General features: G+C 37.0%; 27 protein-coding genes and 1 riboswitch. Of the genes, 20 read left to right on the forward strand and 7 right to left on the reverse strand.

The annotated features are described in order from the left end of the window. Positions 1 to 144: 144 nt before the first annotated feature. Positions 145 to 351 (forward strand): hypothetical protein, encoded by a 207-nt coding sequence (locus ABD814_RS06210; RefSeq protein ID WP_344911398.1) that lies wholly within the window; start codon positions 145 to 147, stop codon positions 349 to 351. Between the two features lie 5 nt (positions 352 to 356). Here the strand turns inward: ABD814_RS06210 and ABD814_RS06215 are convergent, their stop codons facing one another. Next, positions 357 to 770, reverse strand: coding sequence for a TlpA family protein disulfide reductase (locus ABD814_RS06215; RefSeq protein WP_344911400.1), 414 nt, complete (start codon positions 768 to 770; stop codon positions 357 to 359). 118 nt (positions 771 to 888) lie between these two features. Further along, positions 889 to 1,000: riboswitch (SAM riboswitch) on the forward strand. A 95-nt stretch (positions 1,001 to 1,095) separates the two neighbouring features. Between ABD814_RS06215 and ABD814_RS06220 the strand changes: the two genes are divergently transcribed. The 8 genes from ABD814_RS06220 to sufB all read left to right on the forward strand — a co-directional run bounded on the left by ABD814_RS06220 (position 1,096) and on the right by sufB (position 9,150). After that, entirely contained in the window at positions 1,096 to 2,121 is a 1,026-nt protein-coding gene (locus ABD814_RS06220) for a methionine ABC transporter ATP-binding protein (RefSeq protein WP_344911401.1), read from the forward strand. After that, positions 2,114 to 2,779: a methionine ABC transporter permease gene (locus tag ABD814_RS06225; RefSeq protein WP_344911403.1), complete on the forward strand. Its 666-nt coding sequence runs from the start codon at positions 2,114 to 2,116 to the stop codon at positions 2,777 to 2,779. Before ABD814_RS06220 ends, ABD814_RS06225 begins: the two co-directional genes overlap by 8 nt. A 28-nt stretch (positions 2,780 to 2,807) precedes the next feature. Further along, entirely contained in the window at positions 2,808 to 3,638 is an 831-nt protein-coding gene (locus tag ABD814_RS06230; RefSeq protein ID WP_344911405.1) for a MetQ/NlpA family ABC transporter substrate-binding protein, read from the forward strand. A 319-nt stretch (positions 3,639 to 3,957) separates the two neighbouring features. Then, positions 3,958 to 4,743, forward strand: a complete 786-nt coding sequence (gene sufC, locus ABD814_RS06235; RefSeq protein WP_344911406.1) for a Fe-S cluster assembly ATPase SufC — start codon at positions 3,958 to 3,960, stop codon at positions 4,741 to 4,743. A 17-nt stretch (positions 4,744 to 4,760) separates the two neighbouring features. After that, positions 4,761 to 6,068 carry a Fe-S cluster assembly protein SufD gene (gene sufD / locus ABD814_RS06240; protein ID WP_344911408.1) on the forward strand — a complete coding sequence of 436 codons (1,308 nt, stop codon included), beginning with the start codon at positions 4,761 to 4,763 and terminating at the stop codon, positions 6,066 to 6,068. A 1-nt stretch (position 6,069) separates the two neighbouring features. After that, positions 6,070 to 7,290 (forward strand): cysteine desulfurase, encoded by a 1,221-nt coding sequence (locus ABD814_RS06245; RefSeq protein ID WP_344911410.1) that lies wholly within the window; start codon positions 6,070 to 6,072, stop codon positions 7,288 to 7,290. After that, entirely contained in the window at positions 7,280 to 7,717 is a 438-nt protein-coding gene (gene sufU, locus ABD814_RS06250; RefSeq protein ID WP_344911412.1) for a Fe-S cluster assembly sulfur transfer protein SufU, read from the forward strand. The genes ABD814_RS06245 and sufU overlap by 11 nt, the downstream gene beginning before the upstream one ends. A gap of 35 nt (positions 7,718 to 7,752) precedes the next feature. Continuing rightward, positions 7,753 to 9,150 (forward strand): Fe-S cluster assembly protein SufB, encoded by a 1,398-nt coding sequence (gene sufB, locus ABD814_RS06255; protein ID WP_344911413.1) that lies wholly within the window; start codon positions 7,753 to 7,755, stop codon positions 9,148 to 9,150. 52 nt (positions 9,151 to 9,202) lie between these two features. Here the strand turns inward: sufB and ABD814_RS06260 are convergent, their stop codons facing one another. Beyond that, positions 9,203 to 10,117, reverse strand: a complete 915-nt coding sequence (locus tag ABD814_RS06260) for an Rgg/GadR/MutR family transcriptional regulator (protein ID WP_344911415.1) — start codon at positions 10,115 to 10,117, stop codon at positions 9,203 to 9,205. A gap of 97 nt (positions 10,118 to 10,214) precedes the next feature. Here ABD814_RS06260 and ABD814_RS06265 point away from each other — a divergent pair, with 97 nt between their 5' ends. The 6 genes from ABD814_RS06265 to ABD814_RS06290 all read left to right on the forward strand — a co-directional run bounded on the left by ABD814_RS06265 (position 10,215) and on the right by ABD814_RS06290 (position 17,194). Further along, positions 10,215 to 11,813, forward strand: coding sequence for an ABC transporter ATP-binding protein (locus tag ABD814_RS06265; RefSeq protein ID WP_344911417.1), 1,599 nt, complete (start codon positions 10,215 to 10,217; stop codon positions 11,811 to 11,813). Between the two features lie 173 nt (positions 11,814 to 11,986). Then, positions 11,987 to 13,375 (forward strand): bifunctional metallophosphatase/5'-nucleotidase, encoded by a 1,389-nt coding sequence (locus tag ABD814_RS06270; protein WP_344911419.1) that lies wholly within the window; start codon positions 11,987 to 11,989, stop codon positions 13,373 to 13,375. A 97-nt stretch (positions 13,376 to 13,472) separates the two neighbouring features. Continuing rightward, entirely contained in the window at positions 13,473 to 14,540 is a 1,068-nt protein-coding gene (locus tag ABD814_RS06275) for an HD-GYP domain-containing protein (RefSeq protein ID WP_344911421.1), read from the forward strand. Positions 14,541 to 14,607: 67 nt separating this feature from the next. Further along, positions 14,608 to 15,369, forward strand: a complete 762-nt coding sequence (yunB, locus tag ABD814_RS06280; protein ID WP_344911422.1) for a sporulation protein YunB — start codon at positions 14,608 to 14,610, stop codon at positions 15,367 to 15,369. A gap of 234 nt (positions 15,370 to 15,603) precedes the next feature. Further along, entirely contained in the window at positions 15,604 to 17,076 is a 1,473-nt protein-coding gene (locus ABD814_RS06285) for a sodium-dependent transporter (protein ID WP_344911424.1), read from the forward strand. A gap of 19 nt (positions 17,077 to 17,095) precedes the next feature. After that, the gene (locus ABD814_RS06290) at positions 17,096 to 17,194 is read left to right on the forward strand and encodes a methionine/alanine import family NSS transporter small subunit (RefSeq protein WP_344911426.1); all 99 of its coding nucleotides are present in this window, start codon (positions 17,096 to 17,098) and stop codon (positions 17,192 to 17,194) included. 45 nt (positions 17,195 to 17,239) lie between these two features. Here the strand turns inward: ABD814_RS06290 and ABD814_RS06295 are convergent, their stop codons facing one another. After that, positions 17,240 to 18,178, reverse strand: a complete 939-nt coding sequence (locus ABD814_RS06295) for a M23 family metallopeptidase (protein ID WP_344911428.1) — start codon at positions 18,176 to 18,178, stop codon at positions 17,240 to 17,242. A gap of 200 nt (positions 18,179 to 18,378) precedes the next feature. Here ABD814_RS06295 and ABD814_RS06300 point away from each other — a divergent pair, with 200 nt between their 5' ends. After that, entirely contained in the window at positions 18,379 to 18,663 is a 285-nt protein-coding gene (locus ABD814_RS06300) for a YutD family protein (RefSeq protein ID WP_344911430.1), read from the forward strand. Between the two features lie 59 nt (positions 18,664 to 18,722). Here the strand turns inward: ABD814_RS06300 and ABD814_RS06305 are convergent, their stop codons facing one another. Further along, entirely contained in the window at positions 18,723 to 19,232 is a 510-nt protein-coding gene (locus tag ABD814_RS06305) for a phosphatidylglycerophosphatase A family protein (RefSeq protein WP_344911432.1), read from the reverse strand. A 294-nt stretch (positions 19,233 to 19,526) separates the two neighbouring features. On the opposite strand from ABD814_RS06305, the gene ABD814_RS06310 reads away from it, so the two are divergent. Genes ABD814_RS06310 through thrB form a run of 3 tightly spaced genes read left to right on the forward strand, consistent with a single transcriptional unit; the run spans position 19,527 to position 22,762 of the window. Further along, on the forward strand, positions 19,527 to 20,819 hold the full coding sequence (locus ABD814_RS06310) for a homoserine dehydrogenase (protein WP_344911434.1): 1,293 nt from the start codon (positions 19,527 to 19,529) through the stop codon (positions 20,817 to 20,819). Between the two features lie 3 nt (positions 20,820 to 20,822). Beyond that, positions 20,823 to 21,884, forward strand: coding sequence for a threonine synthase (gene thrC, locus ABD814_RS06315; protein WP_344911436.1), 1,062 nt, complete (start codon positions 20,823 to 20,825; stop codon positions 21,882 to 21,884). Further along, on the forward strand, positions 21,881 to 22,762 hold the full coding sequence (gene thrB, locus ABD814_RS06320) for a homoserine kinase (RefSeq protein ID WP_344911439.1): 882 nt from the start codon (positions 21,881 to 21,883) through the stop codon (positions 22,760 to 22,762). The genes thrC and thrB overlap by 4 nt, the downstream gene beginning before the upstream one ends. 93 nt (positions 22,763 to 22,855) lie before the next feature. On the opposite strand, the gene ABD814_RS06325 is transcribed toward thrB, so the two are convergent. Beyond that, complete coding sequence (locus tag ABD814_RS06325; protein WP_344911441.1) at positions 22,856 to 23,080, reverse strand: NifU family protein; 225 nt, start codon at positions 23,078 to 23,080, stop codon at positions 22,856 to 22,858. Positions 23,081 to 23,282: 202 nt separating this feature from the next. On the opposite strand from ABD814_RS06325, the gene ABD814_RS06330 reads away from it, so the two are divergent. Then, positions 23,283 to 23,642, forward strand: coding sequence for a HesB/IscA family protein (locus ABD814_RS06330; protein WP_344911487.1), 360 nt, complete (start codon positions 23,283 to 23,285; stop codon positions 23,640 to 23,642). Positions 23,643 to 23,717: 75 nt separating this feature from the next. On the opposite strand, the gene ABD814_RS06335 is transcribed toward ABD814_RS06330, so the two are convergent. Together ABD814_RS06335 and ABD814_RS06340 are read right to left on the reverse strand one after the other, a co-directional pair. Continuing rightward, positions 23,718 to 24,254, reverse strand: a complete 537-nt coding sequence (locus tag ABD814_RS06335; protein ID WP_344911443.1) for a hypothetical protein — start codon at positions 24,252 to 24,254, stop codon at positions 23,718 to 23,720. 12 nt (positions 24,255 to 24,266) lie between these two features. Next, on the reverse strand, positions 24,267 to 24,641 hold the full coding sequence (locus ABD814_RS06340; RefSeq protein ID WP_344911445.1) for a hypothetical protein: 375 nt from the start codon (positions 24,639 to 24,641) through the stop codon (positions 24,267 to 24,269). Between the last annotated feature and the right edge of the window lie 329 nt (positions 24,642 to 24,970).

Consider the following 24,970-nt stretch of genomic DNA (forward strand, 5'->3'; position numbering starts at 1 on the left):
TTGGCACGTATTTTAAAAGGTGCTACGATCATTACATCACTTAACTACGAAAAAATTTGTTAGCTGCACGAGTGATTCACTGAATATTATGTAAATTTGAATCGATAACTGAGTCAGCTAACAATTCAGATAGGAGTAATTAAGTTGGAAAAAAAACACTTGATTTTAAAGCTTATTTTAACAGTGGCACTATTTTTTATTTTCTTTTTTATCTTTAGACGGATTATCAATAAAGGGATTGTCTCTTGGTCGATTGTGACAGATGTGCTGACATTACTGCTTATTTTACCATTAAATATAGTGGTCTCATACAGCTTATCCGATCGAATGATTAAGCGATTTATAAACTAATTTAATTAAATAAAAGGACGAATGGCTTCAATAATTTTGATCGGTTTCGCTTGATCTGTTAATTGTTCCACGATCTCACCAGTTTGATTAATGATCACGGTTGTTGGTACCCCCTGGCAATTATAAGCTCGATACGTTTCTAACCCTCGATCGACTAAGGAAGGTTGAGTTAAGAAGTCACGATAAAAACGAACTCCATCACTTGGGTCACGTTCTCTACCGACAACATTAATTGTAAGAAATTTAATTTTTTCAGGATCTGCTACTTGATAAAATTTTTCTTTCAGTGGTAAATCGACTCCACAAGCTGGACACCATGATGTCCAAAATGTTAAGACAATTACTTTCCCTAAATCATCTTCTAAGCTATAATCTCCTTGTTTGTCTAGATAGGATAAGCTGAATTTTGGCGCTTTCATTTTTTCACCTTTTTATGATCAGAATTAAAATATAGTATAGCATGGTGAATATATTTAAAAAAATAATTGACACCGCACTAATCAAGTGCTATGATTACAGATAATTAAATCCGAGATACTCTTATTAAGAGTGGTGGAGGGACTGGCCCGATGAAACCCGGCAACCGTTAAACTGTTAAAGTTTAAAATGGTGCCAATTCCTGCAAAGTGAAAACTTTGGTAGATGAGAGAGCAAGAAGACTATTATAGAGATAAACGTCTTTCTGTTCTTTCAAAAACAGAAAGACGTTTTTTGTTAGGATTTTTTATAGAGCGGGGGAGTCAAATGATTAAAATAAGCCAACTGTCAAAGCGATTTAAATTGGGGATGGAACAGATTGATGCCGTTGATCAAATCAATCTAACGATCAAAGCTGGTGAGATTTTCGGTGTGATTGGCTATAGTGGGGCAGGAAAAAGCACATTTGTCCGTTTAATTAATCGTCTAGAAGAACCAACTAGTGGATCGATTACTGTTGGTGGTGAAGAAATGACAACGTTAAACAAAAAGGATTTAAGAATAAAACGACAAGATATCGGAATGATTTTTCAACATTTTAATTTATTGTGGTCGAGAACCGTCAGTGAGAATATTGCATTTCCACTAGAGATTGCTGGTGTTGAAAAAGCGGAACGAAATGAGCGTGTCAAACAATTGATTGATCTCGTTGGGCTAACTGGAAAAGAAGCTGCTTATCCGTCACAATTAAGCGGTGGACAAAAGCAGCGTGTAGGAATCGCTCGTGCATTAGCGAATCGACCTAAGCTACTACTGTGTGATGAGGCGACATCTGCCTTAGATCCGGAAACGACTGATTCGATCTTATCACTGCTCGTTGATATTAATAAAAAACTAGGTCTAACAATTATTCTGATTACGCATGAGATGCATGTGATCCAAAAGATTTGCCACAATGTTGCTGTAATGGAAAATGGTCGGATTGTTGAACAAGGTGCAGTGTTAGATTTATTTTCAAACCCAAGCCATCAAGTAACGAAAAGATTTGTTGAACAGGTGATGGGTAAACCTGATGAAGAAGTGACTGATGAGACGTTACTGCAATCCGTGTCGACTGGTAAACTATTAAAACTGCAGTTTATTGGTGAATCGACGAATCAATCATTGATTAGCCAGGTTGCCAAAAAGTTTGCGATCGAATTGAACATTTTGCAAGGCAACATTAAGCAAACGCAAGCAGGTCCGTATGGTTCATTATACGTTCATATCACAGGTGATGATCAGCTCGTTGATGAAGCAATTACTTATATTCAATCGACCACCGTGAAAGTGGAGGTGATCAAGCATGGCTGAGTTATTTCCAAATGTTGATTGGCTTGATTTAGTTGTAGCAAGTGGTGAAACACTATATATGACGATCATTGCTATGATTGGGACATTAATTCTTGGGTTAATTTTGGGGCTTGTCCTTTATTTGACATCACCAGATGGACTATGGGAAAATAAACAGCTTCATTTTATTGTTGCTGCAATTGTCAATATTTTTAGAGCAATCCCATTTGCAATTTTAATTATTTTACTATTGCCATTTACAACATTTTTATTTGGAACATTTAGAGGATCAAACGCAGCCTTACCAGCACTTATCATTGGAGCAGCTCCTTTTTATGCTCGCTTAGTTGAGATCGCATTGAGGGAAGTTGATAAGGGTGTGATTGAAGCAGCTGAGTCGATGGGGGCAAAAGTATCAACAGTTATTTTTAAAGTGCTCTTGAAGGAAGCAATGCCTGCTCTCGTGTCAGGGATAACGGTCACGACGATCGCCTTAATTGGCTATACCGCTGTTGCTGGGATGATCGGTGCAGGTGGATTAGGCGATTATGCTTATTATTATGGCTTTACCAGACGTGATTTTGATATTGTCTTTGTTTGTACAGTGTTCATAATTATTATCGTTTTCGTTTTTCAATTCATTGGCGATCTGATTACCAACAAAATTGATAAACGTTAATATAAAAAAACAATAAGGGGAGATAACAATGAGAAAAAGATTATTAGCCATTATTTTTATCGTCGCAAGTCTATTTTTAGTTGCATGTGGTGGGGATTCAGGTTCAGATTCAGAGAGTGAGAGTAATGTGATCAAAGTTGGGGCAACAAGTGTGCCACACGGTGAGATTCTTGAAGAAATCGTTGATGTTTTAAAAGATGAAGGTATTGAACTTGTGATAGAAACGTACACAGATTACGCACTGCCAAACGAAGATTTATCTCGTGGCGAATTGGATGCGAACTTCTTCCAACATGGTCCATATTTAGCAAGTGAAATTAGCAGTAAGGGCTATGATTTAGTCGATCTTGGTGGCGTTCACGTTGAACCGATTGGTGTCTATTCAAAAGAAATCTCAAGTATTGATGAAATTGTACCAGGTACTGAAGTGATCATTAGTCGAAGTGAACCAGATCATGGTCGTATCTTATCATTGTTTGAAGCAAATGGTTTTATTACTTTAGCTGAAGACGCTGAAAAAACAACAGCAACAGTCGATGATATAGTTGATAATCCATATGACTTAACATTTTCACCAGATGTGAATCCTGAATTTTTAGTTGAGGCATATGAGAATGAAGCAGATAAATTAATCGCGATCAATGCCAACTATGCAATTGAAGCTGACTTGTCTCCAGCTGAGGATGCGCTATTCTTTGAAGGCGATGATTCTCAATATGTCAATATTGTCGTTGCACGTGCAGAAGATAAAGATAATGAAAATTTACTAAAGCTTGTTGAAATTTTACAATCTGATGTTGTTGTTGATTTTATTAATCAACAGTACGGTGGAGAAATCATTCCGATAGGCAACAATTAAATTAATCGTGCTCAATTAACTTCAGTGATTGAGAATAGAATCACAGATTTAAAAGCCCCTTTTAACTAGATAAAAGGGGCTTTTTATTTCGTAAGATTGTTTTCACAATTTTGGCTCAATTCACTTCGCCTTTAGTACGATAATATGTTAAGATAGTGACACAAAAACTTTCTATACGATTCGGTGTGGAAAGAGGTTTAGTCTCAGTTGTTAATCTTGATATTAGATTTTAAATAGTATAAGATTGTAATGAGAATAAACTAGGAATGGTATTAATTACTATTCTTTAAAATAAAAAATACTTTTGGAGGTATAGCTGATGGCAGGATCAACTTTAGAAATTAAAGATCTTCATGTAGAAATTGAAGGTAAAGAAATTTTAAAAGGGGTAAACTTAACGGTTAAAGGTGGCGAATTCCATGCAATTATGGGACCTAACGGGACTGGGAAATCAACACTAGCATCTGCAATTATGGGACACCCTAACTATGAAGTAACAAAAGGCTCAATCCTAATGGATGGAGAAGATGTGCTAGAAATGGAAGTTGATGAGCGAGCAAAAGCTGGCTTATTTTTAGGGATGCAATATCCAAGTGAAATTAGTGGTGTAACGACATCTGAATTTTTGCGTTCAGCTATTAATGCACACCGTGAAGAAGGCGATGAAATTCCATTAATGAAATTCATCAAAGAGATGGATAAGACAATGGACTTTTTAGATATTGATACAAATATGGCACAGCGTTATTTAAATGAAGGATTCTCAGGTGGAGAGAAGAAACGAAATGAGATTCTTCAATTAATGTTGATTAAACCTAAAATCGGTATTTTAGATGAAATTGACTCAGGACTTGATATTGATGCATTGAAAGTTGTTTCTAAAGGAATCAATAAACTAAGAAGTGATGCTTTCGGTTGCTTAATTATTACTCACTACCAACGTCTACTCAACTATGTGACACCTGACTTTGTTCATGTCATGATGCAAGGGCGTGTCGTTAAGTCTGGGGGCGCAGAATTAGTTGAACGTTTAGAGGCTGAAGGTTATGAGTGGATTAAAGCTGAGTTAGGAATTGAAGATGAAACAGTTGGTCACGACGCTTAAAGGAGAGGAGAGATTGTATGTCAGTAGAAATGTTGGCAGGCTACACGACAGATTATATTGAAAAATATTCACAACAGAATAATGAACCTGATTGGATGAAGACACTTCGCGCTGACGCATTGAAACAAGCAGACAAGCTTGAGATGCCAAAGCCTGATAAAACAAAGATTACTCGTTGGGACTTTTCGACGTTTTCACACCAAGGAGAAGCTAAAAAAATCTCTGCTCTAGTCGATCTCCCAGATCATATTAAAAAGTTTGTTAATTTAGAATTAGATGAGCAAAACTTAGTGATTTTGCGTAATCAATTTAATAGTTACCAAGCTTTATCAGCTGATTTAAAAGATCAGGGTGTTATTTTTACCGATATCTTTACAGCGATGCAAGAACACGCAGACTTAGTTCAGAAGTATTATATGAATGAAGCTGTCAGTGTAGATGAGCATAAATTAACAGCTGTTCATGCGGCATTAATGAATGGTGGAGTTTTCTTATATGTACCGAAAAATGTCGTCATTGAGACACCTGTACAAGCGATTTTTTGGCAAGAAGATAAAGACTTAGCTTTATTTAACCACGTGATTATCGTCGCAGAAGAAAATAGTCAAGTGACCTATGTTGAAAATTACTTGTCTGACCATCAAGAAACAAAAACAGTTGCGAACGTGGTTGCAGAAGTTTTTGCAAAAGATAACGCGTCAATCTCATATGGTTCAGTTGATCATTTTGCATATGGGACAACAGCTTATATTAATCGACGTGGCATGGCTGATCGTGATGCTGAAATTAAATGGGCACTTGGTCAAATGAATGATGGCAACACGCTGTCAGAAAATGTTACGCATCTATTAGGTGATAATTCTTTCTGCTACGCTAAAGCTGTTTCGGTTGGTCGTGGCGATCAAACACAAAACTTTACTGCTAAAACAGTTAATTATGGTAAAGCATCAGACGGCCTGATTTTACAGCATGGCGTGATGAAAGATCGTGCAACTGCAATTTTCCATGGGATTGGAAAAATCGAACATGGTGCAACGAAGGCAAATGCAGAGCAAGAATCTCGTGTCTTGATGCTAAATAAGGATGCTCGTGGTGATGCAAACCCGATCCTGTTAATTGATGAAGATGATGTAACGGCAGGACATGCGGCCTCAGTTGGTCGCGTCGATCCACTCCATCTCTATTATTTAATGAGTCGAGGAATTTCACAAAAAGAAGCAGAGCGCTTAATTATTCATGGTTTCTTAGCTCCGGTTGTATCAAGTATCCCAATCGAAGCTGTTCGTAAGCAATTAACGGATGTTATCGAAGGGAAAGTCTATTAAGATGGATGTTAACACAATCCGTGCTGACTTTCCGTTGTTAAATCAAGAAGTAAATGGTCACATGCTCGTTTATTTAGATTCGGCAGCAACCGCACAAAAACCGAATCAAGTAATTGAAGCTGTTAACGGGTACTATCGATTAAATAACGCAAACGTTCACAGGGGTGTGCATACGATTGGTACACGTGCAACCGAGCAATACGAAGGTGCTAGAGATCGTGTTCAGCAGTTTATTAATGCTAAACATAGGGAAGAAATTATTTTCACAAGAGGGACAACAACAGCAATTAATATCGTGGCTATGAGTTATGGTAATCAAAACTTGACTCCTGACGATGAGATTGTGATTACCCAAATGGAACACCATAGTAATATTATTCCTTGGCAGCAACTAAGCAAACGAACAGGTGCAAGATTAAACTATATCCCAATGGAAGCTGATGGAACAATTTCATTAACTGAAGTTGAAAAAACAATCACATCAAAAACAAAGATTGTTGCAATTACGCAAGTCTCTAACGTGTTAGGCACGATCAATCCGATTAAGGAGATTGCAGAAATTGCTCATCGACATGGGGCTGTACTGTTAGTTGACGGAGCGCAAGGCGTGCCACATCTTAAAGTAGATGTACAAGACTTAGATTGCGATTTTTATGCTTTTTCAGGTCATAAAATGTGTGCACCGACTGGAATTGGTGTTTTATATGGTAAAAAGTCGTTATTAGAAGCGATGGAACCTGTTGAATTTGGTGGTGAAATGATTGATTTCGTCGATCTCTATGATTCAACCTGGAAAGAGCTCCCGTGGAAATTTGAAGGGGGAACCCCGATTATCGCTGGAGCAGTTGGTCTTAAGGCTGCGATTGATTATTTAGAAGACATCGGTCTTGACCAAATTGCCTTACATGAAAAAGAGCTTGTGGATTATGGACTTGAACAAATTAAAACAATTGAAGGAATCGAAGTATACGGTCCAACAGAACGTGCCGGACTAATTACCTTCAATTTAACTGATGTTCATCCGCATGATACGGCAACAGTTTTAGATACAGAAGGTATTGCAGTTCGTGCTGGTCATCACTGTGCGCAACCGTTAATGAAATGGCTTGACGTTACAGCAACAGCACGGGCAAGCTTTTATTTATATAACACAAAGCAAGATGTCGATCGTTTTATTGCTGGATTAAAGAAAACAAAGGAGTTTTTCACCAATGTCTTTTAACAACTTAGATAGCTTGTATCGACAGGTTATAATGGATCATTATAAAAACCCTCGAAACCATGGGGCATTACCAGAAAACGCATTAACATTAGAAATGAATAACCCCACTTGTGGTGATCGAATTGAAGTTCACTTAATGATTGAAGACGATCTAATTAAAGACGTCAAGTTTGAGGGGGAGGGGTGTTCAATCAGTTTAGCTTCAGCCTCAATGATGACGGAAGCTATTAAGGGTCAAAAACTTGAGAATGCACTAGCGATGTCTGAAACATTTTCTAAATTAATGCTTGGTGAGATCGATGAGCTATCTGATGAAGATATGGGTGATGCTGAAGCACTTCAAGGGGTTTCGAAATTCCCAGCACGAATTAAGTGCGCAACTTTAGCGTGGAAGGCAATGGAAAAGGCTACAAATCAAGGCGAATAATTTTCCGTGTCTTAAAAAAATAAGGAGGGCTAATCATGGTAAAAAATGTACCTGAGTTTAGTGAATATAAATACGGGTTTCATGATAAAGATGTCTCAATTTTTCGTACCGATAAAGGGTTAGACGAACAAATCGTTAGACAGATTTCTGAAATGAAAAATGAACCGGAATGGATGCTTGAATACCGCTTGAAAGCATTAGAGCATTTTTATAAAAGACCAATGCCACAGTGGGGTGGTGACCTATCTGAACTTGACTTTGATGATTTAACTTATTACGTTAAACCAACAGAAAAGTCAGAGCGTTCGTGGGATGAAGTACCTGAAGAGATTAAACGAACTTTTGACCGTTTAGGTATTCCTGAAGCAGAACAAAAATATTTAGCAGGTGTATCTGCACAGTATGAGTCAGAAGTTGTTTACCAAAGTCTTAAAAAAGATCTTGCTGAGTTGGGGATTATATTCCAAGATACAGATTCTGCACTTCAAGAGCACGAGGAATTATTTAAAGAGTATTTTGGGACAGTTGTTCCATACACAGACAATAAATTTTCTGCATTAAACTCTGCGGTATGGTCTGGAGGTTCATTTATCTATGTACCAAAAGGTGTTAAATCTGATACACCACTACAAGCATATTTCCGAATTAACTCAGAAAATATGGGTCAATTTGAACGGACTTTAATTATTGTTGATGAAGAGGCTTCAGTACATTATGTTGAAGGCTGTACTGCGCCAACGTTCTCATCAAGTTCACTGCATAGTGCTGTCGTTGAAATTATCGTTAAGAAAGACGCTTATTGCCGCTATACAACGATTCAAAACTGGGCAAATAACGTCTATAACTTAGTCACAAAACGTGCAACTGTCCAAGCAAACGGAACGATGGAATGGATCGATGGTAACTTAGGTTCTAAGTTAACAATGAAATATCCATCAATTATGTTAATGGGGGAAGGTGCAAGAGGAAATACATTATCGATTGCGCTTGCAGGTAAAGGCCAAATGCAACACGCAGGTGCGAAAATGTTCCACCTCGCACCAAACACATCATCAACGATCGTGTCAAAATCGATTTCACACAGTGGTGGGAACGTGTCTTACTTAGGTCTTGTCCACTTTGGTCGTAAGGCAGATGGTGCACGTGCAAATATTGAGTGTGACACGATGATTATGGATAACCAGTCAACGTCTGACACGATTCCATATAATGAAATCTTAAATGATAACATTTCACTTGAGCACGAAGCGAAGGTTTCAAAAGTATCGGAAGAACAATTATTCTACTTGATGAGCCGTGGTCTAAGTGAAATTGAAGCAACAGAAATGATCGTAATGGGCTTTATCGAGCCATTTACAAAAGAACTCCCAATGGAATATGCTGTTGAGATGAACAGATTGATAAGTTTCGAGATGGAAGGAAGTATTGGTTAAAGCTTTAAAACCCTTGTTACGCAAGACGTGACAAGGGTTTTGTGTGTTTAAATTAATAGTCCTTAAACAAGCCAAACAACCCTGGTTCGATTGTTAATTCTCTAAAATCAGGATCATTATATCGCTTTCGCCAAGTAGCGTAGCGCATTTGAAAAATTTCTCCGCGTTTCTTTTGATTAAAGAGTTGGCAGAACTTAATTGCTTGCTCGCAATATTGTTTTCCCTCAGTAACATTTTTTTGACAAAATGCTAAAATACCACGATTAAAGATAAAATTTAAATGAGGATCTAATAGTTCTAACTCTTTAGAATACTGTTCTTCAAAAATTAAGATTGTTTCTTCAGCATAATCATATCGTTGATGATAAACAAATGTAGAAAAATTATTTGTGAGAATGGTGTATAGTAAACTCATATATTGTGGAATCGATTGATAAAGCTTACTTTTTTTAAGTGCTGTTTTCATTAAAAAGTACGTTGTCTCAACTTCAAAAACAAACCCAAAAATGGCGTAGAGTCGGAGCTCCATTTCTCCCCAATCATCAACTTGCATTAAGTAGTTTTGAAGTGCATGATTATTTACTAATTCACCTGTTTGATTTGCTTCGATTAATGCATCAATAAAATAGACTAAAAATTGTTTCCAACTGTATGGGCTTAGCACAGTATCTTTAAGACGTTGCTTCATCTTTTCGAGATTGTCATAATCGTTTGCATCATGATAGACGATTAGCTCATTAAAAAAATCACGTAAATGTTTTTCAAAGTCATGACCGATTAGAAAGTGGAATTCTTGAGGTGTTGTGTTCACATTTTGTAAAAGTTCATGAAATAAATCGACCGGGATCATTGATTGGTCGTTTTCAAACCGAGAGAGCTGAGAAATCGATAACGTATTTCCAACGGCTTCTTTTAATGTGAAGCTCTTTCCTTTTCGAATTTGTTTGAATGTTTTTCCATAAGACATTAGGTCACCTCATTTTTGCAGATATGCAAATTTTGATTTATCATCATTATACTTCCTTCACACTAAAAAGTGAAATAAGAAAAGGAAGTGATTGCGGGTGTTTTTCTATATTAAACGTTTTTGGAAAGAAAATAGTATTGTTTTTTTATTGATGCTCATAACAGGTGTATGTCAAACAGTTGCTGGTGTATTAACGGCTTATGCTCTGAATGCTCTCATCGAGTTTGATTATCAAAGCTTTTTCATAATATTGCTGATTATTCTGGGTGTCTATTTTGTCTTTTTATTATTTATGAATTTTGAAATTAACAAGCAGAGTCAAACGATGCAGATGATGTCGACAACGATTCGAATGGATATGACTGAGCGAATGGAAAGGGCGAGTTATTCGGGATTTCATGAAAAGCAGGTGGGTACTTACGCCTCTTGGTTAAGTACAGATATTAATACGATCGAGACACATGGATTTGATCAATTTTATGCTGTTGTAAAAGGGGTAATTGCAACGTTTACTGCGATCATTGGGTTATTTGTTTTTCATTGGAGCATTGTGCTTTGGACATTGCTTATTTCTGGATTGACCTTGTTATTACCAAAAATGTATCAGAAGAAGTTAGCAAATGTTTCGCTAAAGACAACAGAAGAAGGGGAACATTTTTTAAGTCGAATCACTGATGTATTGAATGGCTTTGATACGCTCTTTTCATTCAATTTATTAAAAAAGATTACAACTGATACTGAAAAAGCTTCATTAGTTTTGGCTAAAGCGAAAAATAAGCGAGCAAGTATCATTGCAAAGGTTGCTATTCTAGGAGCTTTAGGGAATATTTTTGGTCAGTTGTCTATCTTAGGATTGACGGGGTATTTAGCATTTCTATCGGTTGTTTCAGTTGGTGCCTTTTCTGCAACAGGTAATTTAGCAAGTACTGTATTTAATACAGTCGGAAATCTCAGTCAACAAATAGCGAGCTTCCAATCTGTTGGACCGATCTTTGACAAGTTTGAAAAAATTAAGAGTCGTTCGCAACAAGTTAATCAAAAAATTGATCAAGTTGATTCAGGTATTATCCTGAAAAATATGAGCTATGCTTATGGAGACAAACAGGTCTTGGAACATATCAATCAAGTATTTGATTTAGGAAAGAAATATGCGATTGTTGGCGCTAGTGGAAGTGGAAAAACAACTTTACTCAATATATTAAATGGGAAGTTAACAGATTATACGGGTTCAATTATCTTTAATGGTTATGAATTGAACGCATTATCAGGGTATGATTTGAGAGAAGCAATTTTATATCTTGACCAACAGCCATATCTTTTCGATGGAACAATTCGAGATAATATTACCCTCGGTGAATCATTTACAGACGAAGAAATTATGCTCGCATTGGAGCAAAGCTCATTGCAAGAAGTTGTCGCTCAACTTCCAAATGGAATTGATACATCAATTGGTGAGAGTGGGCGCTTGCTTTCCGGTGGGCAAAAACAACGTGTTACATTGGCAAGGGGGTTGATTCGTGGCAAACAAATCATTTTACTTGATGAAGGAACGTCTAGTCTTGATCAGAAAAGTGCATTAGAAATTGAAGAAAGCTTAATGAGTCAAAAAGATCTAACAGTCATCATGATTACACATCATTTGCGTGAAGAAATTAAAGAAAAATTAGATGATGTATTAAGGCTTTCTTCTCAATAAAAATAGAACATATAACTAGAACCTATTTTGTATCTTTCTCGCAAATGGGTTTTTGTTATGTTCAATTCTTTACAAATTTAATTAAGTTCTAAATACTAGATTTATATTTGAGTGTTATAATGATGGAAAATGATATTCTGTAAAATTGATAGTTAGGACAGGGGTAAATCAATATGAAAGAAAATATATATTTCTATTATACGAGTGATTTACATAGTTATTTTGAGAATTGGCCTAAAATTACCTATTTTCTTCAGCGAAAAATTACTGAACGAAACAAACATAACCAAGACTATTTTTTGTTAGATAATGGCGATCACATCGATCGCGTTAATCCTATATCGGAAGCATTAAAGGGAAAAGGTAATGTAGAGCTCTTAAATAAAGCGAATTATGATGTGATTAATCTCGGGAATAACGAAGGGATCACGCTAACGAAAGAAGAATTAACAAGGCTTTATGCCGATGTAGAATTTAAAATTGCCTGTGCAAATTTATCGTGTCAAGATGGTAGTGATCCGGAGTGGCTTCAACCCTATCAGATTTTAACGACAGACTCTGGTGTGAAAATTGGTGTGATTGGCTTAACCGCACCGTTTGCTGATTTTTATTCACCTTTAGGTTGGCAAATTGATGACCCTCTCGAAACGTTGCGACAATACCTTGCTCAACTAAAAGGAAAAACCGATGCGATTATTTTATTATCTCATTTAGGTGTTGATCCAGATCGAGTAATTGCTGAGCAATATCCTGAGATTGATGTCATCATTGGCGGACATACACATCATTTATTTGAAACAGAAGAAGTTTATGAAGAGGCAATTTTAACCGGGGTTGGCAAGTCAGGCTTTTATGTAGGTGAGGTTTGTTTAACCTGGGATCATCAACAAAGAAAATTAATCAATAAAACTGCAATTGCTCATCCAATTCCAGATGATCATGTTGATCAAGAAACTGCTGCTTTAATAAAAAAACAACAAGAAGAGTCTGACCTATTGTTAAGTAAAGAAGTCGTTAAGTTAAAAGAACCACTTGAGGTCGATTGGCATCAAGAAACGTTTCTAATTAAACAATTAACAGAGACTTTGAAAGACTGGACGAAAGCGGATGTTGCGATGTTAAATGCGGGTATTCTGCTTGGAGGGTTTGAACAAGGGGTTGTAACTGAGCGAGATATCCATCGTATTTGTCCACATCCGATTAATCCGTGTGTTGTTCGTGTAACAGGTCAAGAACTCTTAGAAATTGTTCGGGCAGGATTAGCGGAAGCCTATCAACAAATCCAAGTTAAGGGCTACGGTTTTCGAGGAAAAGTGATGGGGGTTTTAGTTTATGCAGGATTGGCTAAAGAAGATCACGAAAATAAGCAGTTTATTGATCAGTTAATCATTAACGGACAGCCATTAGATTTAAACCAGTCTTATCGGTTAGCAACAGCCGATATGTTTACGTTTGAACATTTATCGCTACAAATTTCACGTGCTCAAGCAAAAGAATTTTACTTACCTGAATTTATGAGAGATTTATTGCGTCAAGCTTTAATACAGATAGCAGGTCACTAAAATTTAACTTCATTTTTGTCGAATCATGTCGATAAATGAATTATGAACTTAGTAATTTAACTTAATTATTAATTGAGACGAAGGTTAGGGGACCATTATGAGATTAGTAACGACAAGGGGATTAAGAGAAGGAAATGAATTGGCCAAGCCAATCTATAATGACAAGGGTAGGATTTTAGTACAAAGTCATGTAAAACTAACACGTCCGATTATTAATCGATTACTCGAATTAGGTGTGACGTTTGTTTACATTAAGGATGAATTGTCTGAAGACATCTTAATTCACTCGACGATTTCAGAGCAAGTGAAGGCAGACTCGATTCATACGGTTAAATCTGTTTTTAAATCATTTAAAGATACAGGCTTTAAAAATAATTCCTTTTTATTAGATAAAACAACTCAAAAGATGACGTCTGTGGTTGATCGTTTAATTAACCAGATTCAATCAGATGAACAAGTGCTAACACTAATGTCAGATATATTTATTAGTGATGACTATTTATTTGAGCATTCTGTCGATGTGGCGATCTACTCGATTGCGCTAGCTAATGAATTAAAATATTCTAAGAGTGAGATAAGAGAAATTGGCTTAGGTGCTTTGCTTCATGATATAGGTAAAGTGTTTATTCCAGAGGTTATTTTAAAAAAGACGAGTCAATTGACAGAGGGTGAATTTGAGACGATTAAAACGCATCCGGAATTAGGTTTTGAGTACTTAAGAAAAACAGATTTCCCACTTCTTGTTGCGCACTGTGCCTATCAGCATCATGAACGGTTAAATGGATCTGGTTACCCAAGGGGTTTAACAGGCGATAAGATACATAAGTATGGAAAGATTTTAGCGATCACTGACGTATTTGGTGCTGTCACGAGTGACCGAGTCTATCGTGATGCCATGCTTCCACAGGAAGGATTAGAGATTTTATATGGAGGAAGCGGGACATTATTTGATCAAGATATGGTTCGTACGTTCCGTGATAGCATTACGATTTATCCGAATGGTGTGACCGTTGAGCTTAATAACGGTGCACATGCTATTGTTGTAAGACAGAATAAAAAGTTATCAAATCGACCGGTTGTTCGTGTGTTCAGTCACGATAATGAAACAGTCACTCCATATGACCTTGATCTTGCTGAAGAGTTGAACATTACAGTTGTTGGCTAGAAAGTATAATCGATGCTTAATTTTATCCCTTCCAGCATATATATAGTCTATGTTGGGAGGGATTGTTGTGTGGCGAAAAAAAAGGCGATATGTTGGGACGAAGAAGGATTTATTTGCGCTAACAACAGTTATTTTTTTCTTGATTACATTATTAAGCATCGTTTATGTCAATAATCGAGTAAAGCCGATTTTATTAGAAATTGCGGAGACTCGAAATGAACAGTATGCCAATATGGCGATGGGCATCGCAATCGGAAATCAAATCAATCAAGACTTGGAAATAGGTGAGCTAATTACGTTTCAATATGATCAAAATGGACGGGTCGTCAGCTATCAAGTTAATGCGGCATTAGAAACACAAATTCAACGTAATATTCAGTTTAGAGTTGAACAGTTTCTGAAACTATTGGAACAAGGAGCGGTTCCTGAACAAGCCGATTTATCAGCTCTCGATTTAAGTCAATCAGAAATCGAGCAAATTCATAGACAAGCGAGCTTAATTGAGATTCCGTTAGGCCAAGCATTTGGTGTGCCGTTACTGGCTAATTTGGGTCCTAAAATTCCGGTTAATTTAGAAGTGATTGGTTTTGTCAATACGAAGGTTGAGACGTTGATTACTGGGATGAAAATTAATAGTGTTCACATTGAACCTGTTGTTCATATAAATGTTGAGATTCGCACGGTTATTCCTTTTGGTTCAAAAACGGCAATGATTGATCAATCGATTCCAATTGGTAGTGGTGGTTATAGTGGCGAGGTTCCGCTTTATTATAATGCGAATCCAAATGATGATATTCCGCTATCGATCCCGTTAGAGCCTGTTGAGTAATTTTTTTTAAAAAAGTTCCCTAAATGTTCACACAATAGCCTTTGACACTTGATCAACTAACAGATATAATCGATCAATGTCAGAAAAAAATAAATCTTTCGATAATTTTCATTATTTTTAAAAGAATATTTTCATAGTACTTTAAATACTTCAGATGTCGGTTCTGGTGTATGAAGTATTTGAAGTGAAAATTGTCGGAATATTCTTTTTTGTATCAAGGGGGAATTTAGAGATATGGAAAATAGATCACAATGGGGTTCGCGTTTGGGGTTTCTTTTAGCAGCGATGGGTTCTGCAATCGGCTTGGGTAACATTTGGCGCTTCCCGGCTGTGGCGTATGAAAATGGTGGGGGTGCTTTTTTTATTCCGTACTTATTTGCTTTATTAACAGCAGGGATACCGATGTTAATAATGGAATTTACGATTGGCCATAAATATCGTAGTTCGGCTCCTCGTGCTTTAAAACGAATCAGTGGTGGTATGGAGTGGATTGGCTGGTGGCAAATTGCCATTTCATTTGTTATTTCAACTTATTATCCGGTAATTGTCGCATGGGCAAGCATGTATGCTTATTTTTCTTTTTCACAGGCTTGGGGGAATAACCCTGAATCTTTTTTTATGAATGATTTTTTAAATCGAACAGACCCAGGTACATTTGGTTCAATCGTTCCAAGTGTTTTATGGCCAATGATCATCATTTGGGTAATTGTGTTTGTTATTTTATTTAGAGGGGTTAATAAAGGAATTGAACTAGCAAACCGAATTTTTATTCCGTTATTATTAATTTGCTTTTTATTAATTGTCATCAGAGCCGTCACACTACCAGGTGCATTCACAGGATTAGAGGCATTTTTTGCACCAGATTGGTCGTCGATTATGGATGGATCTGTCTGGGTTTCGGCTTATGCACAAATTTTCTTTAGTTTATCAATTGGTTTTGCGATTATGGTTACATTTTCATCTTATTTACCTAAAAAGTCTGATATAACGAACAATGCATTTATTACTGGTTTTTCGAATTCATCGTTTGAGTTATTAGCAGGGATTGGTGTTTTTGCTGCATTAGGTTTTATGGCAGCTCAAACAGGTCAAGAGGTTTCAGAAGTTGTCGAGGGTGGTGTTGGTTTAGCATTTGTCGTCTTTCCTGAGATCGTCAGCCAAATGCCAGCGTCAGGCCTGTTTGGGTTTCTCTTCTTCGCCTCACTTGTATTGGCGGGTATGTCATCAATGGTTTCGATCTCTGAGACTTATATTGCTGGCGTACAGGAGAAGTTTAATGTTTCACGCCGTACATCAGTATTGATCGGTGTCGGCTTCGCTTCAGTTGTTTCGCTGTTGTTTGCTACGCAAGGTGGTTTAGTTTTACTTGATACGGTTGATTACTTTATTAATAACTACGGCATTGCTTTAGCTGGGCTGATCCAAGTTGTTGGGATCGCTTGGTTTGCTAGAGAACTTAACAACCTACAAGCTCACGCCGACAGTGTATCGGATATTTTACTCGGCTCATGGTGGCAGTTTTCGTTACGTTTTATCACACCCCTTGTCTTAGGTTATATGATGATTCAAAACTTAAGAACGGATATGACGAGTGATTATAGTGGGTATCCTAGCGAGTTTTTATTTAATTTTGGTTGGATGGTTGCGATTGGGGCGATGATTTTTGGTGTGTTTATTACGATGAAAAAATGGCCGAATGAAAAGTAATCATAAGGAGTGAGGAATGATGTCAGCATCAGCAATTGTTATGATGATGATTGGTATGTTAATTATTTGGGGTGGGTTAGCTGTTAGTGTGATCCACGCATTTAAGTCAAGTAAATAAGCTAGTCAGTAAAATAAGCGTTGTTCATCTAAGATCTAACAACGCTTATTTTTGTTGCTCTGCTCTTTTTAATGAAGGAAAAGGGTCAAATGCCCATTGATTTTCACCATTATCTTTATACATACCATAGTGTAGATGTGGAGGAAACTTACCTGATGTCCCTGGAGGGCCGTACCCAGTTGATCCAACATAACCAATGACTTGTCCAGGCTCGACAATATCACCTACATTTAAATCAGCTTCAAAACCATGTAAATGAGCATAGTAGTGATAAATATTATCTAGATCACGAATACCGATTCGCCAGCCACCATATCGATTCCAGCCTTTGATTTCAATTGTGCCGTAAGTCGTTGCTCTCACAGGTGTACCATAACCGGCAAAAATATCTGTTCCTTCATGAATTCTTCGTCCACCAAATCCGCGTGCATCTCCCCACGTGCTTCTGTAGCTGTAATTAAAATGTTTCGGTACAGGAAAGGCGCGCTCATCAAGTGCAGTCGTTCGATATGTCTGATAAATTTTTGCGTTTTGTTTAATTGTTTTTACCGCTAATGGACGCTGATAATAATCCCACAAAGCTTGTTGGATATTGAGTTCGTTTAAACCATAGGATGATAAATAATCAGCGATTGTATAGAGTTGATCTTCTGGGTTATCTGGATCAGCTAAACCATCACCATTTCCATCTTTGCCAATCCCATGGTGAAGATTGATTGCTGTTATCGATTGATACTGGTCAATATTTGTGATCCCAAACCATTGATGTTCAGGCAACGTAATTGAGATCGATCGTTTATCTTGATGAATTTGTCGTTCATATTGATCGATGGCCGCTAAATAATACCACGGGACTTGCGAAATGGCTTCAGTTTTTCGGTAGAGTGCTTCTCTTTCCGTGTCTAAATCAAGTTCTTCACTAGCTAGATTAGTGATCGCAAACAATTGAAAAAAGATCAGAAAACAAAGCATTATTTTAATCATCAATACAACCTCATTTTAGAAAGTTAATACATTTAATATGGTCAAAAAAACCGGAATCATAACTACCAGTTTGAACCAACCAGTTTTTGAGAACTTCAGCTGTTGAAGTTTATGACTCTGTGCTAAAATAGAAACGAACATGTCTTATACTGTTATAATTTAATGATGACTAGGATTATTTATAAAAGGGGTATCGTCACATGATAGAAGAAGTAGTCGTAGAAGGTCAGGTTTATCAATTGGTTGAAAATTATAAAAGTGGCTTTGACAAAAAAGTGTTTGCCGAAAGGTATAGTGATATTTTAGCGAAGTATGACTTTATTGTTGGCGATTGGGGCTACGACCAATTAAGGCTAAAAGGCTTTTTTGATGATCAAAATCCTAAGGCGACGTTTGATACGAAGGCAGCGGCAATCGATGATTACTTATTAGAGTATTGTAATTTTGGCTGTGCCTACTTTGTCGTCAAACGAATTGTTAAGTAATTAAAAAACGCTTAGTTTTTCACTCAATAAAAAGTGAAAGCTAAGCGTTTTTGTTTCGTTTAATCAACTTCTTCATCATTTGCCAAACTATGAGCAAGTCGACTCGATGCAGCTGCAGCAATTGCGCCGATAATATCATCAAGGAATGTGTTGCACTTTCCAGTTGACTTATCATTGAGATCCTTTAAAATTCCAGGCTTCTGTTTATCGATAAAACCATAATTGGTGAAACCGATCGACCCATAGACGTTGACGATTGACAGAGCGATAATCTCATCAATGCCATATAACCCTTCATCAGTAAAAATCGTCTCTTGAAGCGGGGAATCTAATTTCCCTTGTTCAGCAAGGACATCAAGTTGAATTCCAGTGATGACAGCATTTTGCACTTCACGTTTACTTAAGACACGATCGACGTGTTTAATACACTTTTCTAACGTTAATGATTCTTGGTAAGGTGACTGAAGATAATGAACTAGCTCACCGATATCTTTAAGTGTGACACCGCGTTCTTTAATCCATTCACGGGCTTTTCTTTCTAGAGCTGTTTTTGGTTTTTCTTCTGACATGTAACCCCATCCCATCTGCAAATTATTTAGTCATATTCTAACGAAAATTATTGATTTTTACAAATTGTTACACAGTACTTACGGATGTTCTTACTATAACCGATCATATCACTAATCAAACAAAAAAGATATTGAAAGGATTGCAAGACACGTTTATAATGGTTGGAAAGGAATTTTCACTTTTTTCTGAAATTTACGTTAATTTATCTTGAATCAATTCGAACTTAGATGTATAATGTCCACTATGAACAAACATTTGTACATTATGAGAGAACAAAAAGGGGAGGCATTAAAATGGATACGGTAAAAATAGGCTTGTGTGGACTAGGGACGGTTGGAACGGGTGTTGTCAAAGTGTTACAAGGACACCAAGAAAGAATTCAACATATGTTAGGTTGCAAAATTGAAATTGAAAAAGTTTTAGCACATGATATTTCTAAAGCAAGGGATGTTGAGATTGATCCAAATTGGTTAACGACAGATCCATCTGACCTTGTAGATCATGATGAGATTGAAGTGATTGTTGAAGTAATGGGTGGAATCGATGAAACATATAAAATCCTAGAACGTGCATTAAAAAATAAAAAGCATGTTGTTACGGCTAATAAAGACTTAATGGCATTGCACGGTCAAAAATTAATTCAAATCGCAAAAGAAAATCAGTGTGATATTCAATATGATGCGAGTATCGCTGGTGGTATTCCGATTGTTCGAACATTAGTTGATGGCTTGGCTTCTGATCATATTGAAAAAGTAATGGGGATTGTTAATGGGACGACAAACTTTATTATGACAAAGATGACGAAGGAAGGTTTAGACTTTGACGTTGTCTTAAAAGAAGCGCAAAAATTAGGTTTTGCTGAAGCGGATCCGAGTGCAGATGTTGATGGACTTGATGCTGCTCGTAAGATGGTTCTATTAGCTAATTTAGCATTTAAAATGGAATTAAATCTTGATGATGTCAAAGTGAAAGGGATTCGACAAGTTACCCAAGAAGATATTAATTTTGCCGATAATTTAGGCTATACAATCAAATTAATCGGGATTGCTTCAATGGATGACCATAAGGCCGAAGTGACTGTTGAACCAACACTTTTACCGAAAGATCACCCATTAGCACTCGTTAATGATGAATTTAACGCTGTTTTTGTCCACGGTGAAGCGGTGGGAGAAACAATGTTCTATGGACCGGGAGCTGGTAGTTTACCAACAGCAACAGCGGTCGTATCAGACTTAATGGAAGTCATTCGTCATTTACGCTTAGGAATCAGTGGGAAATCATATGTTGAACCACAATTCAAACGACAATTAAAGGCTGATCATGAAAAATTCTCACGCCATTTTATCCGTTTAGACGTTGAAGATCAAGCGGGTGCTTTCCAAGAGATCACAAACGTTTTTTCTGAAAACAGTGTGAGCTTTGCGAAAATTTTGCAATTACCAGCTAAAGAAAAAGGTCGAGCAGAAATTGTGATGGTCACACACCATATCAGTCAAGAACAGTTACTAAAAAGTATGCAAGCACTAGAAAAACTAACAGTAGTCAAACGACTAATTAGTCATTATCGAGTGGATGGGGAGGAATAATTGATGGCGTGGCAAGGACTTTTACAAGAATATAAAGCATTTTTACCGATAACTGATCACACACCAATGATTAGCTTACATGAAGGGAATACACCGTTAATCAAATTAGAAAAAATTTCTGAAAAATATGGAATTGAAGCCTATGCAAAAGTAGAGGGAATTAACCCAACAGGCTCATTTAAAGATCGTGGTATGGTAATGGCGATTGCAAAGGCAATTGAAGATGGTGCGAAAACAGTCATCTGTGCCTCGACTGGTAATACGTCTGCTTCAGCGTCTGCTTATGCAGCAAGAGCTGGACTAAGATCAATTATTATTATCCCAGAAGGTAAAATCGCTCAAGGGAAACTTGCTCAAGCAGTTATGTATGGGGCAGAAACCTATTCAATTGAAGGAAACTTTGATGATGCATTGAGAATGGTAAGAAAATTAGGTGAACGAGACGATATTACCCTCGTGAACTCTGTTAACCCGTATCGAATTGAAGGACAAAAAACAGCTGCTTTTGAAGTGTGTGACGTCCTTGGAACAGCTCCTGACTATTTATTCATTCCAGTCGGTAATGCTGGGAATATTACAGCTTATTGGAAGGGATTCAAAGAGTATCATGAGTTAAAACAAACAGGCTTACCGAAAATGATGGGCTACGAGGCAAGTGGCTCAGCTGCGATTGTCAATGATCGAGTGATTGAAAATCCTGAAACAGTTGGAACAGCAATCCGAATCGGTAACCCAGCAAGTTGGAAGCAAGCAGTTGCTGCTCGTGATGAATCAGGTGGGCTTATCGATGAAATTACCGATGATCAGATGATTGCCGCTTACCAATGGCTTGCTGAAAATGAAGGGATTTTCGCAGAACCAGCTTCTAACTCATCAATTGCTGGATTGTTTAAGGCATTAGAAGCGGGGCAAGTTGAAAAAGGTGCAAAAGTTGTTTGTGTTTTAACAGGAAACGGGTTAAAAGATCCAGATACTGCGATTGAGTACAGCACTATTAAACCAACTGTCTTACCAAATGATGATGACGTTGTGATTCGGGAAATTGTAGGTCGTGACTCACAATGACTTTTATGATTAAAGTGCCAGCCACTACTGCAAATATAGGGGCTGGCTTTGATTCAATTGGGATTGCATTAAATTTATATTTAACGTTGAAAGTGACCGAGGCAGATCGACTGGAATTTGTTCTCCTGTCAGATCAACTTGAAGGGTTACCGACAGATGAATCGAATTTTATTTATCAGATTGCCAAAAGAGTAGCAGAGAGATATCAAGTCGATATCTTACCACCATGTCGGATTGAAATGACAAGTGAGATTCCATTTGCGAGGGGACTCGGCAGTAGTGCGACAGCGATTGTTGCGGGAATCGAGCTTGCCAATCAATTGTTGCAATTAAACTTAACAGCTGATGAAAAAGTATTGCTTGCAACTGAGATTGAAGGGCATCCTGACAATGTTGCACCTGCTGTTTTGGGTGGTTGTGTGATCGGTCATTATGATCAGACACTTGAAACGATTCGTGTTCCGATTGATGACTTAAGTTTTGTCACGATCATCCCCGACTTCGAATTAAAAACAAGTGATGCGCGCGAGATTTTACCTAAACAATTCACACACAGTGAGAGTGTAAGAGCAAGTAGTGTTGCCAATGTTAGTGTTGCAGCGATCTGCCAACAAAACTGGCCCGTATTAGGGAAGTTGATGAAAAAAGATCTATTTCATCAGCCTTACCGAAAAGCGTTAATTCCTCATTACACTCAAATTGAAGATACTTTAGCAGACAATGTCTATGGTTTATATTTGAGTGGTGCTGGACCAACAATGATCGCTCTAGCAAGTCAGGAACAAGTAAATAAACACTTTGATCATTGGAAGGAAGCTTTTCCACAATTGGATTGGCACGTACTTGAGGCTGTTAATCAAGGGGTATCTGTTAAGTAATTCATTTATACAGCATACTAAAAAGACTACTTTAGCAAATCCAAAGTAGTCTTTTTAGCTTGTTCGTTTTTAAAAAGTGCTTCTATTTACAACTCAAACAATTTGTTCTATTTCACGTACGCCAGGCACTTCTGATACGAGGGCACGCTCAATTCCTGCTTTAAGTGTTAACGTTGAGCTCGGGCAGTTCCCACATGCTCCAAGTAAACGGAGACGTACAATTCCTTGATTGACATCAACTAGTTCTACATCGCCACCGTCACGCAGTAAGAATGGACGTAATCTCTTTAAAACTTCTTGGACTTGTTCTTGCATCATCCATCTACTCCTTTCTGTCTCACTTTTTCAATTATACCATTTATTTTGAGAATTAAGAAGCGATCAAGATTATTTCTCGGGAAATAATTTAATCGATCTGAATCGAATGAATCAGCTTTTTTATTGTGTGAGCGGTGAATTTGAATTTATAGTTCTTTTTACGTATACTGTAAGGTAAGAATGATGAGGAGGGTAAGGATTGATGGTTCTCCAAATTACTCAACAAGCAAAAGAGCGCATGAATGAAATGTTAAACTATGAAGAAAATGATCGTCTCAGGCTTCGCTTAGGTGTTAATGATGAGGGATGTAATGGATTATCATACTCACTAAGATTCGATGAGGCATTTGATCAACGGGTTGATTATTTAACTGATATAAATACGATTCCGGTAACGATAAAAAAAGCAGATATTGCTATTGTCACAGGTACAACGATTGATTTTAAACAGAATATGATGGGTGGCGGATTTACCGTCGACAATCCCAACACAGTCCATTCATGTGGCTGTGATTCGGCGTCAAAAGCAGAAGATCGAGAAAGTGTACCGGAAAGCTGCTGATTTATTTAAACCAAAGAAAAAGGTTTCTTCAACTGATAAGGTATTAATCTTATTAGTTGAAGAAACCTTTAATTGTTAGTTACTTACATTAAGATCGAAACGGACGGTTTGTTGTCCAAGTACAACCGACTCTGTTTGTTGCCATTGGAAAATGATTTTAACTTTGACGATGCCAACACCTGTGTATGGGGGTGAAAAAGTAAATGCACCTTCATCTGGAATCTCACCTTCCCAGTATAAAGCCTCTTCTTCGTCTGAAGTTATAAAGGCAAAGAAGTAGTTTGGTTTATCTTCAGCCTTTGAAAAATCAAAATTGATCAGATAACGATCTAAAATAACTTCGTAAGGTTGTAGATTAACATGCTCCTCACGTAGGCTCATTGCTATAGAGAGCACCTCTTCATCTGTTAAGATCCCTTTCTCTGTATTCCAGTGTTCCGTTTCAATCGATAGACCAGTTTTCTCTAGAATCGTTGGATTAGACAAACTATCTCCTGAATTCATAATAGATAATTCAAATTCAGGTGGTTGATTCCCTATTAAATGATCATTTTGGTTAGAACAACCGACTAAACTAAAAAGCAGTAAATTAAATACCACAAATATTTTCATCTAAATATTAACCTACCTTTTTACCCAGTCTACACGTCCTGCAGCTGGTTCATAAACGTAACCAGTTTTTGATTTCCCTGTAGGAGCGTCCTTACCAGTAGAATAAACTCTGTGATACTCCTTCTGGTTAATTTTATGCTTTTTATTTCCTTTACGGTAATAAGCAGCCCATGTTTCCCCTTTTTTGGTATGTGGAGACATGCTTGTATACGCAACTGGATAGCTAGTTCCAGGTGTAATACCAATTGAAACGCCAATTGCAGCATAGCTTATTGAAAATGATCCAGATACGGTTGCCTTTTGATTGTATGAAATAGTGAGTCCATGTTGAGTTCCATTAATACTTGAATAATACTCATCCCAAAAAGTACGTGTAGTATCATACACTTTCCCAATATAACTGGTGCTAGTAATTCTCCAATATTTGTAGTCACATGTTGCGCAACTAGGTGTTACTAAATTTTCATCTGATGTTATTGCACTTACTTGGGTCGTATTAGGTATTAAGACTGACCATAAAAGTGTAAACAGAATTACTGACATTAATAATTTTTTAATAAAAACACCTCCATTTTTATTAAAAAAGCTCATTTCATTTATATTATATAGCAAACAATAGTTTGAAATGATAAAGACTGTATTTTTACATAACATTTACCTAGATTATTCATAGCCCAATCATAAAACCTGAATAAACCGCATCAAATCAATTAAAA

Origin of the sequence: Amphibacillus indicireducens (assembly GCF_039539605.1) — a bacterium.
Classification (GTDB): Bacteria; Bacillota; Bacilli; order Bacillales; family Amphibacillaceae; genus Amphibacillus; species Amphibacillus indicireducens.